Consider the following 15,519-nt stretch of genomic DNA (forward strand, 5'->3'; position numbering starts at 1 on the left):
TTGGGGCCCCTAGAAGCGCTCCGCCACGGTCTTCATCTGCAGGAAGTGGAGGAGGTAGTCGGGCCCCCCGGCCTTGGTGTCGGTGCCGGAGAGGTTGAAGCCGCCGAAGGGCTGGACCCCCACCAGGGCCCCGGTGATCTTGCGGTTGAAGTAGAGGTTCCCCACGTGGAACTCCCGCCGGGCCCGTTCCAGGTGCTCCCGCTTGCGGGAGTAGACCCCCCCGGTGAGGCCGTAGACGGTGTTGTTGGCCACCTCGAGGGCCTCGCCAAAATCCCTCACCCGGATCACGGAGAGCACCGGGCCAAAGATCTCCTCCTGGGCGATCTTGGCGGTGGGAGGCACCTCGGTGAACACGGTGGGGGCGATGAAGTAGCCCTCCCCTTCCAGGCGCTTTCCCCCAAGAACCAGCTGGCCTTCCCCTTTGCCGATCTCGATGTAGGAGAGGATCTTCTCCTCCTGGGCCTTGCTGGCCACAGGGCCCAGGTCGGGGTTCTCCTCCGCAGGGCCCACCACCAGCTTGCGAGCCCGCTCCAGAAGGCGCTCCATCAGGGGCTCAAAGGCCTTTTCCGTGACGATGAGGCGACTCGCCGCCGAGCACTTCTGCCCCTGGAAGCCATAGGCGGAGATGAGGATGCCCTCGGTGGCGGCGTCCAAATCGGCGGTCTCATCCACAATGATGGCGTCCTTGCCCCCAAGCTCCAGGAAGACCCGCTTGATCCACTTCTGGCCGGGGGCCAGCCGGGCGGCCGCCTGGTGGATCCAAAGCCCCACCTCGAGGCTCCCCGTGAAGTTGATGAAGCGGGTCTGGGGGTGCTCCACCAAATAGGCCCCCACCTCCCGCCCCTCCCCGGGCAGGAAGTTCACCACCCCCGGGGGGAAGCCCGCCTCGTGGAAGATCTCAAAGACCTTGGCGGCGATGACCACCGTGTCCTCCGCAGGCTTGGCCACCACGGTGTTCCCCACGGCCACCGGCCCGGCGATCATCCCGGTGAAGATGGCGATGGGGAAGTTCCAGGGGGCGATGACCACCCCGGCCCCCAAGGGGATGTAGAAGCTCTCGTTGTCCTCCCCCGGGAAGGGCACCACCTCCACCGAGGGGTACTTGTACTTGAGGGCCTGGCGGGCGTAGTACTCCAGGAAGTCGATGGCCTCGGCCACCTCGGCGCTGGCCTCGGTCCAGTTCTTCCCGATCTCGTAGACCAGGGTGGCCTCCAGCTCCCGCCTTCTCCTCTTCATGAGGGCGGCAGCCTTCAAGAGGAGGCGGCTTCGGTCCTCCTGGGGCCAGTCCTTCCAGGTCCTAAAGGCCCGCCAGGCGGCCTCGAGGGCGGCCTCCGCCTCGGCCCGAGTGGCCTTGGCGGTGCTCCCCACCACCTCGCTGGGGGCCGAGGGGTTGAGGGAGAGGATCCTCTCCCCCGTGTCCACCCAGGCCCCGTCCAGGTAAAGACCCCAGTGGCGGCCAAACTCGGCCCTGACCCGCTTCAGGGCCTCCCTCATCTCCCGCCGGGCTTCCTCCGTCCCGAAGGTCTCGATGGGCTGGTTGCGGAAAGGCTCCACGGTCATGGCTTCCTCCTTCTAGCCTCCCAAGAGGCTTCTCAGCACCAAAAAGAGGTTCTCGGGCCGCTCGGCGATGCGCCGACTCAGATAGGGGTACCAGTCCTTGCCGTAGGGCACGTAGGCCCGCACGGTATAGCCCTCCTGGGCCAGGCGCCTTTGCTCCTCCGGGCGCACCCCAAAGAGGAGCTGGAACTCAAAGCGGTCCTTGGGCACGCCCATGGCCTGGGTGTAGCGCTTCACCTCGGCGATGAGGCGGGGGTCGTGGGTGGCGAAGGCCACGTAAAGCCCCTCCTTGAGCGCCAGCTTCCCCAAGTGCAAAAACTCGGCGTCGATGAGGCGCTTGTCCTGGAAGGCCACCTCCTTGGGCTCCCGGTAAGCGCCTTTCACCAGGCGGAGGTTGGGCCGGTAGGGGAGAAGGTCCAGGAGGTCTTTTTCCGTGCGGTAGAGGTAGCTTTGCAAGACCACCCCCACCCCGGTAAACCCTTCTTCCCGCAAGGCCTTGTAGAGGCGCAAGGTGGCGTCCACCCTGGGGGAATCCTCCATGTCCAGGCGCACGAAGACCCCCCTGGGCTCGGCCTCGCGGAGGATGCCCCGCATGAGCTCCAGGGCCAAGGTCTCGGAGAGATCCAAACCCAGCTGGGTGAGCTTCAAGGAAACGTACTTGGGCCAGGGGCGCTCGGATATTTTGCGGACCAGCTCCAGGATGCCCGCCTGGAAGCCCCGGGCCTCCTCCTCGCTATGGACCATCTCCCCCAGGAGGTCCAAGATGGCGTGCACCCCCTCGGCCTCCAGCCGCTCCGCCGCCTGGAGGGCCTCCTTCAGGCTCTCCCCCGCCACGTAGCGGCGCACCAGGCTCCTGGCCCTGCCCTTGATGAGGGCCTCCACCTTGGGGTTTCCCGCCACGGAAAGCACCGCCTGCCGATATACCATGTCCAGGTTCATACCCCTCCTTTCAGCCTGCCCACCACCAGGTCGCGGAAGCGCCCCACGTGGGCCTCCACCGCCCGCTTGGCCCCTTCCGGGTCGCGCCTTTTCAGGGCCTCGAGGATGGCCCAGTGTTCCTTGCGGGTGGTCTCCTCCTGGGAGAGGTTGGGCAGGGCGCTCCGCACCAGGGCCAGGCTGGAAAGCAGATCCTCGTAAAGGCGGTAAAGGGTCTTGTTCCCGGAAAGCCGCACCAGGGCCCGGTGGAACTCCAGGTCCCGGCGCATCTGCTCCGGGTAGTCCTCCCTAGGGGCCTCGTCGATGGCCTTGAGGCGCGCCTCCAGCTCCGCCAGCTCCCAAGGGGTGGCCCTCAGGGCGGCTTCCCGCGCCGCCTCCCCCTCTAGAAGGGCCCGCACCCCGTAGACCTCCTCCACCTCCTCTGGGCTAAAAGCCCGCACCCGGGCCCCTTTCCCGGGCACGAGCTCCACCAAGCCCTCCTCGGCCAGGCGCATGAGGGCCTCCCGCACCGGGGTGCGGGACACCCCCAGCTCCTGGGCCAGAAGGGGCTCGGAGAGCCGCTCCCCGGGGGCAAAACGGCCGGAGAGGAGGAGGTCTTTCAGGTGCCGGTAGACGGCCTCGCGCACCTGGTTGGGTCGGCGGAAGCCCAAGGCTTGCATCCTGTATACAGGATAGTCAAAACAGTTTAGGCAGGCAAGAGCCTGCCTAAACTGGGTTAGTACTAGTAGTCTAGTAAAGGTACACGCCGAGATGTATGGTGGGGAAAACAGACCAAAGAACAGATGCCGTTGCCCCCACGCTACCTCCTAAAATCCCACCGAGCAGCAGGTTAAGGGGGAATATGTTTACACCTCCTCCGACGAAAAATTGTTCGTTAAAACGATAGTCATAACCAATGCCAAGATAGGGGTTCAAGAGCAACACCGTGCCCGCCTCCCAATACAAAGAGCCCTTTTCCGCGTACAGGGGCTCAAAGTAGCTCCTATAAGCCACCCCCAATCCAAGGTTAATACCAAAAGAATTCACTATGCCACCTTTGGCATCCACAGAGGGCCAACCAAATGTAACCGAGTCAAGACCCACCTGAAACTTGGGAGCCCGAGCCCCTTCTTCCGCAAAGCCAAAACCAAAGGCAAGGGTCAGCACAAAGAACAGTATCTTTGTCAGCCTCATGTGTTTCCTCCCTTGGGGTTTGAACCCCGAGAACACTCTAGAGGCAGTTTCTGCAAATTTGCGTGCAAATGCACTTGCCTTTTTGCTAGAAGCTTGTGATACTATTTTTTTCCCCTGCGAACACCAAAAGGAGCTACCACGCGCCGCAACCGCAAGCCCGCTCAGAACATAGCCTGACAGCTGATCCGCCATTTTGACGGAGAAACCTCCCTTGTCGCCGTCATTATCTGGGTAGATGACCAACTCAAAACCCTACAATCGCAAAAGGTGCGACTCCTCAAACCCCAGAAGCACCAAAAGGCCATCCTCCCCGAGCTTTTGACTATCGCCCTCTTCCTGACATTCCTGGGCCTGGACCCCAGCAAAGGGTACCTCCTCTCCCAATCCCCCCCGGCCCGCCTGGCCCTCCCCCTGGCCCACGGCCACTGCATCCGGAGCTATGCCCTAACTGGCTCGGGGATGGGCGTGGGGGCTCTGGGGAGCCTTGCGGTCTACGCCCCGGTGGGGGTCATCAACGACCGGGGGCTGTTTCACCGCTGGGCCCTTTTGCCCGGGAATGCCCGGGAGACCTGGGCCAGGGAACTCCTGGAGGGCTTGGAGCATGTTCTAGGGGACCGGGGAGGCAAGCTAGGCCCTTCGGGCCTGGCTCGCTGGGTTGAAGGAGTCCTTACCCCGCCCTATCGCCTGCGGGGAGGGCAGGTGGTGGAGACGGGTTGGCGGGGATGGATGGGGAGGGTGAGGAACTGGATAGAGACGCGTTTGGGCGTGATGGTGCGATCTTTTGGGCTTCACCGGATGGAGGCGCGGTCCTACTGGGGGCTGGTGGCGAGGGTGAACCTCATTCTCTTAGCCCACAACCTCGTCCGGAGTCGGGTTCTGCTCAAGATGGCGGGGTGGAACTTTGAGGTAGCAAACGAAGGGCTTTTTTAAGCCATCCCCCAAACCGCTTTCGCCACAGCCCAAACCGCACCTCGTAAGAGCGAACGGCTTCCTCAGGGCCCAGGTCCATCCCCAGCTCCTGGGCCAGGAAGTAGCGGTGGTCCATCACCCAGAGGTAAAGGTCGGCCTCGGTGCGGCCGGGGAAGTCCCTGAGAAGCCCCAGGCGGCGGATGGCCTCCACCGTGGGCCGGTAAAGGTTGCCGTACCAGTCCACCACCGCCTCCTCCCAGGGGATCTCCCGCCCCTCCTCCAAACCCTTGAAGTAGCGCCGGGTGGCGATGTGGCCCAGGAGGAGGTCGTAGCGGCCCAAGGCGGTGAAGCGGATCGCCTCCGCCTCCGGCACCAGCTCTTTGAGCCGGGTTTGCTCCAAGAAGTGGGCGTACTCCGCCTTCAGGATGAGGTCCTTGGGGGTGTCCCCGGGGGCCACGGGCACGGGCACCTCCAGGGCGATGACGTAGGCGTCGATAAACCTCTGCCCCGTGGCCTTGGCCAGGGCCACCCGGTGGTTTCCGTCCTTGACGAAATAGGCTTCGCCCACCTGGTAGACCTCGATGGGGGGGAACTCCATCCCCGTAAGCTCCAGCGCCCGCAGGCGCTTCCAGCGCTCCAGGGTGTGGGGGGTCTTGGGCAGGAAGTGGCGGTCGAAGTCCTCGTAGCGGTCCACCGAGCCCACCACCTTCTCCACCTCGATGGTCTGGAGGCCCAGGTGGTGCTCCCCTTTAGGCCTGAGGGCCAAGGCTTGGTGGAAGGGCAAGAGCCCGTCCGGCTCCCCCTTGAGGCGGTGGAGGAGCTGGCGGATCCTCACCTGGAGCTCCAGCCGCTCGGCCTCGGTTTCCACCTGCCACGCCCCTCTCATGGAAGCACTACCACCTCCCCAGCCCCAAGGTAGCACCCTCCGGTCAGGGGAGTGTGAGGCCCCCCACCTGGACAGGGAGGGCCTGCCGGGGTTTAGATAGGTCCATGAGCGTGTCCTTGCGCGCCCGCGTGCAGAGCGAGCTGGAACGGCTGAAGCGGGAGGGGCTTTACATCCGCCCCAAGGTCCTCGAAGCTCCCCAGGAACCCGTGACCCGGGTGGAGGGACGGGAAGTGGTGAACCTCGCCTCCAACAACTACCTGGGCTTCGCCAACCACCCCTACCTGAAGGAGAAGGCCCGCCAGTACCTGGAGCGCTGGGGGGCAGGAAGCGGGGCGGTGCGCACCATCGCCGGCACCTTCACCTACCACCTGGAGCTGGAGGAGGCCTTAGCCCGCTTCAAGGGCACGGAAAGCGCCCTGGTCCTGCAGTCGGGTTTCACCGCCAACCAGGGGGTGCTGGGGGCCCTCCTCCAGGAGGGGGACCTGGTCTTCTCCGACGAGCTCAACCACGCCAGCATCATCGACGGCCTCCGCCTCACCAAGGCCACCCGCCTGGTCTACCGCCACGCGGATGTGGACCACCTGGAAGAGCTCCTGAAGGCCCACGACACCGAGGGCCTCAAGCTCATCGTCACCGACGGGGTCTTCTCCATGGACGGGGACATCGCCCCCCTGGACCGGATCGTGCCCCTGGCCAAGCGCTACGGGGCGGTGGTCTACGTGGACGACGCCCACGGGAGCGGGGTCTTGGGGGAGATGGGCAAGGGCACGGTGCACCACTTTGGCTTCCACGCCGACCCCGACGTCATCCAGGTGGCCACCCTCTCCAAGGCCTGGGCGGTGGTGGGGGGGTACGCCGCCGGGGCCCTAGAGCTCAAGGACCTCCTCGTCAACAAGGCGAGGCCCTTCCTCTTCTCCACCAGCCATCCCCCGGCGGTGGTGGGGGCCCTCCTAGGGGCCCTGGAGCTCATCCAGAAGGAACCCGAGCGGGTGGAGCGCCTTTGGGCCAACACCCGCTACTTCAAGCAGGAGCTTGCCCGGATGGGCTACGACACCCTGGGGAGCCAGACCCCCATCACCCCGGTACTCTTCGGGGAAGCCCCCTTGGCCTTTGAGGCCAGCCGCCTCCTCCTGGAAGAGGGGGTCTTCGCCGTGGGCATCGGCTTCCCCACGGTGCCCCGGGGCAAAGCCAGGATCCGCAACATCGTCACCGCCGCCCACACGGAGGAGATGCTGGACCGGGCCCTCGAGGCCTACCAGAAGGTGGGCAGGAAGCTCGGCGTCATCCGCTAGATGGCTGGCCCTCCCCTTGCCGCCTCCCACCGGAGCCTGGGCCAGGTGCCCACCCCCAAGGCCCTGGTGGACTTTATGGTGGGCCTGGCCGAGGCCCCCAAAGGGGGGCGGGTGCTGGAGCCCGCCTGCGGGGAAGGGCCCTTCCTCCGGGCCTTCCGCGAGGCCCACGGCACCGGCTACCGCTTCCTGGGGGTGGAGGTGGACCCTCTGGCCCTGGACCTCCCCCCCTGGGCCGAGGGGGTGCGGGCGGACTTCCTCCTTTGGGAGCCGGGGGAAGCCTTCGACCTCATTTTGGGCAACCCCCCCTACGGGGCCCTGGGGGCGGGGGCGAGGCTACTTCCTGAACTCCGCCAGGCTTACCGGGAGCGCTTCGCCACCTGGTGGGGGCGGTACAACCTCTACGGGGCCTTCCTGGAGAAGGGGGTGCGCCTCCTCAAGCCCGGCGGGCTCCTGGTCTACGTGGTCCCCGGGGGCTGGATGGTCCTGGAGGAGTTCCAAAGGCTCCGGGCCTTTCTGGCCCGGGAAGGGGCTTTGGAGGTCTTCTACCTGGGCCGGGCCTTTCCCGGGCTCAAGGTGCGGGCCGCGGTCCTGCGCTTCCGCAAAGGAGGAAAGGGGCTTCGCCTCTACGACGCGGAAGCCCTGGGGCAGGGCCATCCCCCCCTTCTCCTCCTGGAAGAACCCGCCTGGCAGGGGGAAATGGTGCGCTTTCCCCACCGGGAGGCCCTGGCCCTGGAGGGGGAAGGCCTCCCCTTGGGGGAGGTCTTCCGCATCCGCTTCGCCGCCAGGAGCCCGGAGGTCAAGGCCCACCCCCTGACCCAAACCCGGCCAGGCCCCGGCCTGGTGCCCGTCCTCACCGGGAGGAACCTCCTGCCGGGGGAGGTGGACTACGAAACCCCTCATTCCGGCCTCTACTTTCCCAAGGAGGCCGCAGGCCTCCTCAAGCCCTTCTACGCCACCCCCCACCTGGTGGTGGGCCACACCCGCCACTACCGGGTGGTGGCCGCCTGGGACGGGCGGGCTTACCCTTGGCGGGAGGAGTTCCACCTCCTCCCCAAGGAAGGGGTGCGCCTGGACCTCGAGACCCTGGTGGCCTACCTGAACGGGCCCGAGATCCAAGCCTACTACCGGGGCCTCTACCGGGAGGTGGTGCCCCACCTCACCCGGCCCATGCTGGAGCGCCTGCCCCTGCCCAAGGACCTCGTCAGCGCCCGGTGAAGTAGGCGCGGAGCACCAGCCCCACGGCGAAGAGGAGGCCCAGGGCCACGAAGACCTCGGGGCGCTTGGGGGGGTCTTTCAGCCCCCGGTGGAACCAGCCCCCGGGCTCGAGGCCCCCCAGGTAGTGGAGCCCTGCCGCCAGGAGGAGGCCGTAGAGGAGGTGGAGGCCGTCCTTGGGCCTGAGCCCCAGGAAAAAGAGGAGAAAGCCCAGGGCCACCTGGAGGATGGCCACCCAGGCCGCCCCCCGCAACAGGGCGTAGAAGCGGGGAGGGAGGGGGCGGAGGAGGCCCAGGAGGCCCCAAAGGGCCAAGGCGGGCACCGCCAGGAGGAGGACCAAGCCCAAGAGGGCGTGCAGGAGGACCAGCGCCGGCATGAGGGCATGATACCGGGGAGGCCCCACCCCCTTGGAGCCCAGGCCGCCATGGGAGCCTCTTGCCCCTCTATGCCTGGAGGGCATTGCGGGCCCTTCGGGGCAGGCATTTCTTATACTGGTTCCTGTAAACCTAGGGAGCTTGCTGAGCCTCAGGCCGCTTTCTCAAGGGAAAAACGGGCCTCGGCAGCCTGTGCTATACTGAGGGGGTGAGCTACGACGCATCCGCCATTAAGGTGCTCAAGGGGCTGGAAGGGGTGCGCCACCGCCCGGCCATGTACATCGGCGGCACGGGGGTGGAGGGGTACCACCACCTCTTCAAGGAGATCCTGGACAACGCCGTGGACGAGGCCCTGGCGGGCTACGCCACGGAGATCGTCACCACCCTGCACGCGGACGGCTCCCTCAGCGTGGAGGACAACGGCCGGGGCATCCCCGTGGACCTCATGCCCGAGGAGGGGAAGCCCGCGGTGGAGGTCATCTACACCACCTTGCACTCAGGAGGCAAGTTTGAGAGCGGGGCCTACAAGGTTTCCGGGGGCCTGCACGGGGTGGGGGCCAGCGTGGTGAACGCCCTCTCCGAGTGGACGGTGGTGGAGGTCTTCCGGGAGGGCAAGCACCACCGCATCGCCTTCAGCCGGGGCGAGGTCACCGAACCCCTCTCCGTGGTGGGGCCCGCTCCCAAGGGCAAGACCGGCACCCGGGTCACCTTCAAACCCGACCCGCTGATCTTCGGCAACCAAACCTTTGACCCCAGCAAGATCAGGGCCCGCCTGCGGGAGGTGAGCTACCTGGTGGCGGGGCTCAAGCTCCTCTTTAAAGACCTCCAGCACGGGCGGGAGGAGGTCTTCCTGGACAAAGGGGGCGTGGCCTCCTTCGCCAAGGCCCTGGCGGAAGGGGAGGAGCTCCTCTACGAGCGGCCCTTCCTCCTCCGGGGCCAGGACGGGGACGTGGAGGTGGAGGTGGGCCTCATCCACACCAAGGGGTACAACGCCGAGATCCTCACCTACGCCAACATGATCCCCACCCGGGACGGGGGCACCCACCTCACCGCCTTCAAGAGCGCCTACAGCCGCGCCCTGAACCAGTACGCCAAAAAGGCGGGCCTCAACAAGGAAAAAGGCCCCCAGCCCACTGGGGACGACCTCCTGGAGGGGCTTTATGCGGTGGTGAGCGTGAAGCTCCCCCAGCCGCAGTTTGAGGGGCAGACCAAGGGGAAGCTCCTAAACCCCGAGGCGGGAAGCGCCGTAAGCCAGGTGGTCTACGAGAAGTTCCTGGAAATCCTGGAGGAGAACCCCCGCATCGCCAAGACCATCTACGAGAAGGCCCTGCGGGCGGCCCAGGCCCGAGAGGCGGCCAGGAAAGCGCGGGAGCTGGTACGCCGCCAAAACCCCCTAGAGTCCGACGACCTTCCCGGCAAGCTCGCCGACTGCCAGACGGAAAACCCCGAGGAAGCGGAGCTTTTCATCGTGGAGGGGGACTCGGCCGGGGGAAGCGCCAAGCAGGGCCGGGACCGCCGCTTCCAGGCCATCCTGCCCCTTAGGGGCAAGATCCTGAACGTGGAGAAGGCCGGCCTCTCCAAGGCCCTGAAAAACGCCGAGGTGCGGGCCATGGTGGCGGCCATCGGGGCGGGGATCGGGGGCACGGGGGACGAGGCCCACTTTGACCTCGAGGGCCTCCGCTACCACAAGATCATCATCATGACCGATGCCGACGTGGACGGGAGCCACATCCGCACCCTTCTCCTCACCTTCTTCTACCGCTACATGCGCCCCCTTATCGAAAGGGGCTACGTCTACATCGCCCAGCCTCCCCTCTACCGCCTGCAGGTGGGGAAGCGGGTGGAGTACCTCTACTCCGACGAGGAGCTTTCCGCCCGCCTGAAGGAGCTGGAAGGCAAAAGCTACGAGGTGCAGCGCTTCAAGGGCCTGGGGGAGATGAACCCCGAGCAGCTTTGGGAGACCACCATGAACCCGGAGAAAAGGGTGTTGAAGCGGGTGGAGCTCCAGGACGCCCTCGAGGCCAGCGAGCTCTTCGAACGGCTCATGGGCCAGGATGTGGCCCCCAGGCGGGAGTTCATCGAGGAGCACGCCCGCTACGCGGAGCTGGACATCTAAAGTACCCCCCCCCCCCCGGTGTTCCGCCCNCGGGGGCGGGGAAGAGCACCCTTTTCCCCCTCAGGGTGCTCCAGGCCCTTCCCGGAAAGGTGCTCCTCTTTGAGCCCCGGCGGGTGGCGGCCCGGGCGGTGGCGGCCAGGCTGGCGGAGAACCTGGGGGAGCCCCTGGGCCAAACCGTGGGCTACCGGGTGCGCCTGGAGGGGAAGGAAAGCGGGGCCACCCGGCTCCTGGTCATGACCGAGGGCCTCCTCACGAGGCTCCTCTTGGAAGACCCTGCCCTCGAGGGGGTTTCCGCCGTCCTCCTGGACGAGGCCCACGAGCGCCACCTGGAAACCGACCTGGCCCTGGCCCTCCTCCTCAGGGTGCAGGAGACCCTGCGGCCCGACCTGAGGCTTGCCCTCCTCACCGCCACCCCGGACGAGGACCTGAGGCGGGCCTTTTCCGGGGCGGTGTTGCAGGTGGAGGGAGAAAGCCACCCGGTGGAGATCTTCCACCTGCCCAAAGCCCCCCAAGGCCCCCTGGAACCCCTGGCCGCCCGCTACGCCAAGAAGGCCTTTCTGGAGGGAGAAGGGGATGTCCTGGTCTTCCTCCCGGGCAAAGGGGAGATAGAGCGCACCCAAAGGCTTCTCTCGGATCTTCCCGCCTTCCCCCTCCACGGGGGGTTACCCCTCCAGGAACAGGCCGCCCTGCTCCGGCCCGGACCCAGAAAAATCGTCCTGGCCACGGATGTGGCGGAAACGAGCCTCACCCTGCCTAACGTGCGGGCCGTGGTGGACACCGGGCTCGCCAAGAAGCCCCGCTTTGACCCCAGAACCGGCCTCACCCGCCTGGCCCTGGTGAGGATCCCCGAGGCCTCCGCCCGGCAACGGGCGGGGCGGGCCGGGCGCACGGGGCCGGGGCGGGTCTACCGCCTCTACCCCGAGGGCCCCTTTCCCCCAGGAAGGCCCGAGGTGCTGGAGGCGGACCTCTCCCGGGCCCTCCTCCTCTCCCTGGCCTTCGGGGAGAGGCTGGAGGCCCTCCCCCTCCCCACCCCGCCCCCCCAAGGGGCCCTCGAGGCCGCCTGGAACCTCCTCAGCCTCCTGGGGGCGGTGGCGGGGGAGCGCCTCACCCCCTTGGGGCGGAGGATGCTCCTCCTGCCCACCCACCCCCGCCTGGCCCGCATGGTCCTGGAGGCGGAAAGCCTGGGCTTCCTCGCTTTGGCCACCGACCTCCTGGCCCTTTTGGAGGAGCGGGACCCCTTGGAGGGGGAGCCGGACCTCCTGGAGAAGCTTTCCGGGCTCCTCGAGGCCCGTTGGGCGGGGCGGGGAGCCTTTTTGGGGGTGGAGCGGGTCGCCGCCCTCTGGCGGGGAAGGTTGGGGGTAGCGCCCCTAAAAAGCCTTCCCGCCCCGGAGGCGGTGGGCAGGCTCCTCCTGGCCGCCTACCCCGACCGGGCGGCGGAACGGGTGGCCCCCGGGCGCTACCGCCTGGCCACGGGGCCCCTCCTCCGCCTCCCCCGGGATGGCCCCCCCTACCTGGTGGCGGTGGGGGCGGAGGCGGGCCCCAAGGAGGGCCGCGTCCTCCTCTTTGCCCCCCTGGCCCGGGAAGACCTCCTGGAACGGGCCGAGGTGGCCGCCTGGACGGGGTGGGAGGAGGGGAGGCTAAAGGGCTACCTGGAGCGGCGCTACGGGGCCATCCTGCTGGAGCGGGTAGCAGTGGACCCAGGCCCTCCCACGGAGGCCCACCTGCGGGAGGCCCTGAAGGAGGGGCTTCCCCTCCCCGAGGAGGCCCGGCAGGTCCTCCTGCGCCTAGCCTTCCTAAAAGCCCACGGGGTGGCGGTGCCGGAGCTTTCCGAGGAAGTCCTCCTGGAAGACCTCTCCTGGCTCCTCCCCTGGACGGAAGGGGTGAGGCGGAAGGAGGACCTAGCGGCCCTGCCCTGGAAGGAGATCCTCCTCTCCCTCCTGGGCGAAGCCCAGAAGGTCTTAGAGGAGCTCGCCCCTGAGGCCCTTTCCCTGCCCTCGGGGAAGCGGAAGCGCCTGGAGTACCGCCCAGACGCCCCGCCCCTCCTGGCCCTGCGGGTCCAGGAGGCCTTCGGCCTGCGGGAAACCCCCAAGGTGCTTGGGGGGAAGGTGCCGGTGGCGGTGGCCCTCCTCTCCCCCGCGGGGCGGCCGGTGCAGGTGACCCAGGACCTCGAGGGCTTCTGGGAGCGGCACTACCCCAAGGTGCGCCAGGAGCTCATGCGCCGCTACCCCAAGCACCCTTGGCCGGAGCGCCCCTAAGTAGCCGCACGCAAAGGTTGCCCCATCGGCCAAGGCCAAAGCGGCGTGCCCATGGCCTCTTTGGGGCCCCCGTCGTGGCGCAAGCCACGATGGGGTACTTAGGGCCGGAAGACCTCCGCGCGCAAGCCCAGGGCCCGGGCCCTCGCCACCAGGAGGGGGTTGTCGTCCAGGTAGAGGGCCTCCTCCGGGGCAAGCCCCAAAGCGCCCAGGGCCAGGGCCAAGGCCTCCATCTTTTCCGGGTGGAAGAAGGCCTGGTAGCCCTCGGGGGGCGGGAGGTCGGCAACCAGGTGGAAGGGCTCGGGGAAGGGGTAGGCCCGGGGGCGGAAGGCCTTGGGGTAGAGCCGGCTCGCCCCGGGGAAGAGGGCCTCCAGCACCCCCGGCCCCTCGGCCTTGAGCCGGGGCAGAAGGTCGTAGAAGGCCTGGGAAAGGTAGAACAGGGGCTCGCCGCTGGCCTCAGCGAGAAGGCGAAGCAAAAGGGGCTCCACCGGGTGGCAGTAGACCCCCGAGAGGTCCAGGAGGTAAACCACACCCCTAGCCTAATAGGGTTGCACCACAGCACGCCCCCCAAAAAGCCTTGGACAGGCGGTGCTGGCTTTGGTCGGCAAAGGGACCTTCGCGCGGAAGCCTTATACCTTGGTATAAAGGGCGTGAAGGAGGAAACCATGCAGCTTTTTAGCGAAACCTGGGCCCAGGCTTACTGCCAGAAGCTCAACGCCAGCGAGGCCTACAAGAAGGCGGCCGCCACCTGGGAGGGCTCCTTGGCCCTGAGGGTGCGCCCTGACCCCTCCCAGGGCCTCCCCCAGGGGGTGGCAGTGGTCCTGGACCTCTGGCACGGGGCCTGCCGGGGGGTAGAGGTGGTGGAAGGGGAAGTGGAGGCGGACTTCGTGATCGAGGCGGACCTCGCCACCTGGCAGGAGGTCCTGGAGGGGCGCCTCGAGCCCCTCACCGCCCTCATGCGGGGGTTTCTGGAGCTGAAACGGGGCTCCATCGCCGCCCTGGCCCCCTACGCCCAGGCGGCCCAAGAGCTCGTTAGGGTAGCCCGGGAGGTGGCATGAAGGCCGTGGTGTACCAGGGCCCCTTCCAGGTGGCGGTGGCGGAGGTGCCCGAGCCCCGGCTGGAGGCGGAAACCGACGCCATCGTAGAGGTGGAGCTCGCCGCCATCTGCGGCTCCGATCTGCACATCTACCACGGCAAGATCGCCGGGGTCCTGCCGGGCACCGTCTTGGGCCATGAGTTCGTGGGGCGCATCGTGGAGAAAGGCCCCCTGGTGCCCTTCGCCGTGGGGGAACGGGTGGTGGGAAGCTTCCAGGTGGCCTGCGGGGAGTGCCCCGCCTGCCGCAGGGGCCAGTACTTCGCCTGTCTTAGGGGAGGCGTCTTTGGCTTCGGCCTCGCCCTCGGGAACCTGCAGGGGGCCCAGGCGCAAAGGGTGCGGGTGCCCTTCGCCCGCCAAAGCCTCTTCCCCATCGGGGACCTACCCGCGGAGGAGGCCATCCTGGCCGGGGACATCCTCACCACCGCCTACGGGGGGGTAAGGCCCTTCCTCTCCCCGGGGATGAGCGTGGCCGTGGTGGGCTCGGGGCCGGTGGGCCTCATGGCCCAGATGGTGGCCCACGCCCTGGGGGCAGGGCAGGTCTTCGCCATCGACCCCGAGGAAAGCCGCCTGGAGAAGGCCAGGGCCCTGGGGAGCCTCCCCATCAACCCCAAGGCAGAGGACCCCGTGGCCCGGGTGCGCCGGGAGACGGAGGGCCTGGGGGCGGAGCTGGTGGTGGAGGCGGTGGGCGGGGAGGGGGAAGCCCTGGCCCTGGCCCTGCGCCTGGCGGGGCCCGGGGGGGTGGTGTCCAGCCTGGGGGTGCCCACGGCGGAAAGGCTGGACTACCCCTGGCTTTCCGCCTTCAGCCGGGGGATCACCTTCCGGAGCGCCCTGGCCAACATCCCCCGCTGGATCGGGGAGGTGCTGGCCCTGCAGAGGGCAGGAAGGCTCCGGGGAGGCTTCGTCTTCAGCCACCGCCTGCCCCTCGAGGAGGCCCCCGAGGGCTACCGCCTCTTCCACGAACGCCAGGCCAGCAAGGTGGCCCTGGTGCCGTAAAACAAAACCGCTACCCGCGGGCAACTTCTTCCTTTTTCCTTTGACTCCCTCATTATACCACGGTTTGCCGGTATGTAAAGGGGTATGCAGGAAAACCCGTCCCCAGCAGGGCATAAGGCTCCCAGTCACCTTTCCTCATGACCCCAAGGCCAGGGAGTCTGGGGAGCCTTTGAAGTTTCCCTGGAAAGAATCAGCATTAGAGCACAGGCCAGGACAATGTAACCTCGCTCCCGGCCCTCCCCGAAAGCTGGGGCTAGCCTCGAAGCAAGGCAAAGGAGGTAAAGGCCATGGCCCGGTATCTGGTGGTGGCCCATCGCACGGCCAAAAGCCCCGAGTTGGCCAGGAAGCTGGCCGAGCTTCGGAGCCAAGATCCCGAGGCTCGCTTTGTCCTTCTGGTACCCGCCGTCCCCCCGGCGGGCTGGGTCTACGAGGAAAGCGAGATCCAAAGGCGGGCCAAGGAGGAGGCCGAGGCCGCCAAGGCGGCCCTCGAGGCCCAGGGCATTTCCATAGAGGAAGCCAAACCCGGGGATGTCTCCCCCATCCTGGCCCTGGAGGAGGAGCTCATGGCCCATCCCGGGGAGTACCAGGCCATCGTCCTGGCCACCCTGCCCCCGGGGCTTTCCCGCTGGCTCCGCCTGGACGTGCACAGCCAGGCGGAACGCTTCGGCCTGCCCGTGATCCACGTGATCGCCCACTGAGCTCCCGCCTCCTGCCCTTGTTTCT

General features: G+C 67.4%; 14 protein-coding genes and 1 pseudogene. 8 read left to right on the forward strand and 7 right to left on the reverse strand.

The genetic code is table 11. The annotated features are described in order from the left end of the window. Nucleotides 1–9: 9 nt before the first annotated feature. From pruA to L1088_RS01975, 4 genes are all read right to left on the reverse strand, one after another. Nucleotides 10–1,560: an L-glutamate gamma-semialdehyde dehydrogenase gene (gene pruA, locus L1088_RS01960; RefSeq protein ID WP_135259360.1), complete on the reverse strand. Its 1,551-nt coding sequence runs from the start codon at nucleotides 1,558–1,560 to the stop codon at nucleotides 10–12. A 12-nt stretch (nucleotides 1,561–1,572) separates the two neighbouring features. Beyond that, nucleotides 1,573–2,496: a proline dehydrogenase gene (locus tag L1088_RS01965; protein ID WP_135259359.1), complete on the reverse strand. Its 924-nt coding sequence runs from the start codon at nucleotides 2,494–2,496 to the stop codon at nucleotides 1,573–1,575. Beyond that, nucleotides 2,493–3,152 carry a GntR family transcriptional regulator gene (locus L1088_RS01970; protein ID WP_234553505.1) on the reverse strand — a complete coding sequence of 220 codons (660 nt, stop codon included), beginning with the start codon at nucleotides 3,150–3,152 and terminating at the stop codon, nucleotides 2,493–2,495. The genes L1088_RS01965 and L1088_RS01970 overlap by 4 nt, the downstream gene beginning before the upstream one ends. A gap of 70 nt (nucleotides 3,153–3,222) precedes the next feature. Continuing rightward, nucleotides 3,223–3,909: a hypothetical protein gene (locus L1088_RS01975; protein WP_234553506.1), complete on the reverse strand. Its 687-nt coding sequence runs from the start codon at nucleotides 3,907–3,909 to the stop codon at nucleotides 3,223–3,225. Between L1088_RS01975 and L1088_RS01980 the strand changes: the two genes are divergently transcribed. Next, nucleotides 3,847–4,596, forward strand: coding sequence for a transposase (locus L1088_RS01980; RefSeq protein ID WP_438948057.1), 750 nt, complete (start codon nucleotides 3,847–3,849; stop codon nucleotides 4,594–4,596). The two genes, L1088_RS01975 and L1088_RS01980, sit on opposite strands and share 63 nt — an antisense overlap. Here the strand turns inward: L1088_RS01980 and L1088_RS01985 are convergent. Then, complete coding sequence (locus L1088_RS01985; protein WP_234553508.1) at nucleotides 4,547–5,461, reverse strand: DUF4032 domain-containing protein; 915 nt, start codon at nucleotides 5,459–5,461, stop codon at nucleotides 4,547–4,549. The two genes, L1088_RS01980 and L1088_RS01985, sit on opposite strands and share 50 nt — an antisense overlap. 104 nt (nucleotides 5,462–5,565) lie before the next feature. Between L1088_RS01985 and L1088_RS01990 the strand changes: the two genes are divergently transcribed. Both L1088_RS01990 and L1088_RS01995 read left to right on the forward strand, forming a co-directional pair. Next, the gene (locus L1088_RS01990) at nucleotides 5,566–6,753 is read left to right on the forward strand and encodes a glycine C-acetyltransferase (protein WP_234553509.1); all 1,188 of its coding nucleotides are present in this window, start codon (nucleotides 5,566–5,568) and stop codon (nucleotides 6,751–6,753) included. Continuing rightward, complete coding sequence (locus tag L1088_RS01995; protein WP_234553510.1) at nucleotides 6,754–7,968, forward strand: N-6 DNA methylase family protein; 1,215 nt, start codon at nucleotides 6,754–6,756, stop codon at nucleotides 7,966–7,968. Here L1088_RS01995 and L1088_RS02000 read toward each other — a convergent pair. After that, nucleotides 7,955–8,341 (reverse strand): hypothetical protein, encoded by a 387-nt coding sequence (locus L1088_RS02000; protein WP_038043364.1) that lies wholly within the window; start codon nucleotides 8,339–8,341, stop codon nucleotides 7,955–7,957. The two genes, L1088_RS01995 and L1088_RS02000, sit on opposite strands and share 14 nt — an antisense overlap. Before the next feature lie 206 nt (nucleotides 8,342–8,547). Between L1088_RS02000 and L1088_RS02005 the strand changes: the two genes are divergently transcribed. Together L1088_RS02005 and hrpB are read left to right on the forward strand one after the other, a co-directional pair. Then, nucleotides 8,548–10,455, forward strand: coding sequence for a DNA topoisomerase subunit B (locus tag L1088_RS02005; protein WP_234553511.1), 1,908 nt, complete (start codon nucleotides 8,548–8,550; stop codon nucleotides 10,453–10,455). Nucleotides 10,456–10,487: 32 nt separating this feature from the next. After that, nucleotides 10,488–12,710, forward strand: a pseudogene (hrpB, locus tag L1088_RS02010) (ATP-dependent helicase HrpB); the annotation flags it as partial. 98 nt (nucleotides 12,711–12,808) lie between these two features. Here the strand turns inward: hrpB and L1088_RS02015 are convergent. Then, nucleotides 12,809–13,237 carry a hypothetical protein gene (locus tag L1088_RS02015; protein WP_234553513.1) on the reverse strand — a complete coding sequence of 143 codons (429 nt, stop codon included), beginning with the start codon at nucleotides 13,235–13,237 and terminating at the stop codon, nucleotides 12,809–12,811. Nucleotides 13,238–13,372: 135 nt separating this feature from the next. On the opposite strand from L1088_RS02015, the gene L1088_RS02020 reads away from it, so the two are divergent. From L1088_RS02020 to L1088_RS02030, 3 genes are all read left to right on the forward strand, one after another. Then, nucleotides 13,373–13,765 (forward strand): SCP2 sterol-binding domain-containing protein, encoded by a 393-nt coding sequence (locus L1088_RS02020; protein WP_234553514.1) that lies wholly within the window; start codon nucleotides 13,373–13,375, stop codon nucleotides 13,763–13,765. Further along, nucleotides 13,762–14,796 carry an alcohol dehydrogenase family protein gene (locus L1088_RS02025; protein ID WP_234553515.1) on the forward strand — a complete coding sequence of 345 codons (1,035 nt, stop codon included), beginning with the start codon at nucleotides 13,762–13,764 and terminating at the stop codon, nucleotides 14,794–14,796. Before L1088_RS02020 ends, L1088_RS02025 begins: the two co-directional genes overlap by 4 nt. Before the next feature lie 287 nt (nucleotides 14,797–15,083). Beyond that, the gene (locus tag L1088_RS02030; RefSeq protein ID WP_135259349.1) at nucleotides 15,084–15,494 is read left to right on the forward strand and encodes a hypothetical protein; all 411 of its coding nucleotides are present in this window, start codon (nucleotides 15,084–15,086) and stop codon (nucleotides 15,492–15,494) included. Nucleotides 15,495–15,519 lie beyond the last annotated feature (25 nt).

It is taken from the genome of Thermus caliditerrae, assembly GCF_021462525.1.
In the GTDB taxonomy this organism is placed as follows: domain Bacteria; phylum Deinococcota; class Deinococci; order Deinococcales; family Thermaceae; genus Thermus; species Thermus caliditerrae.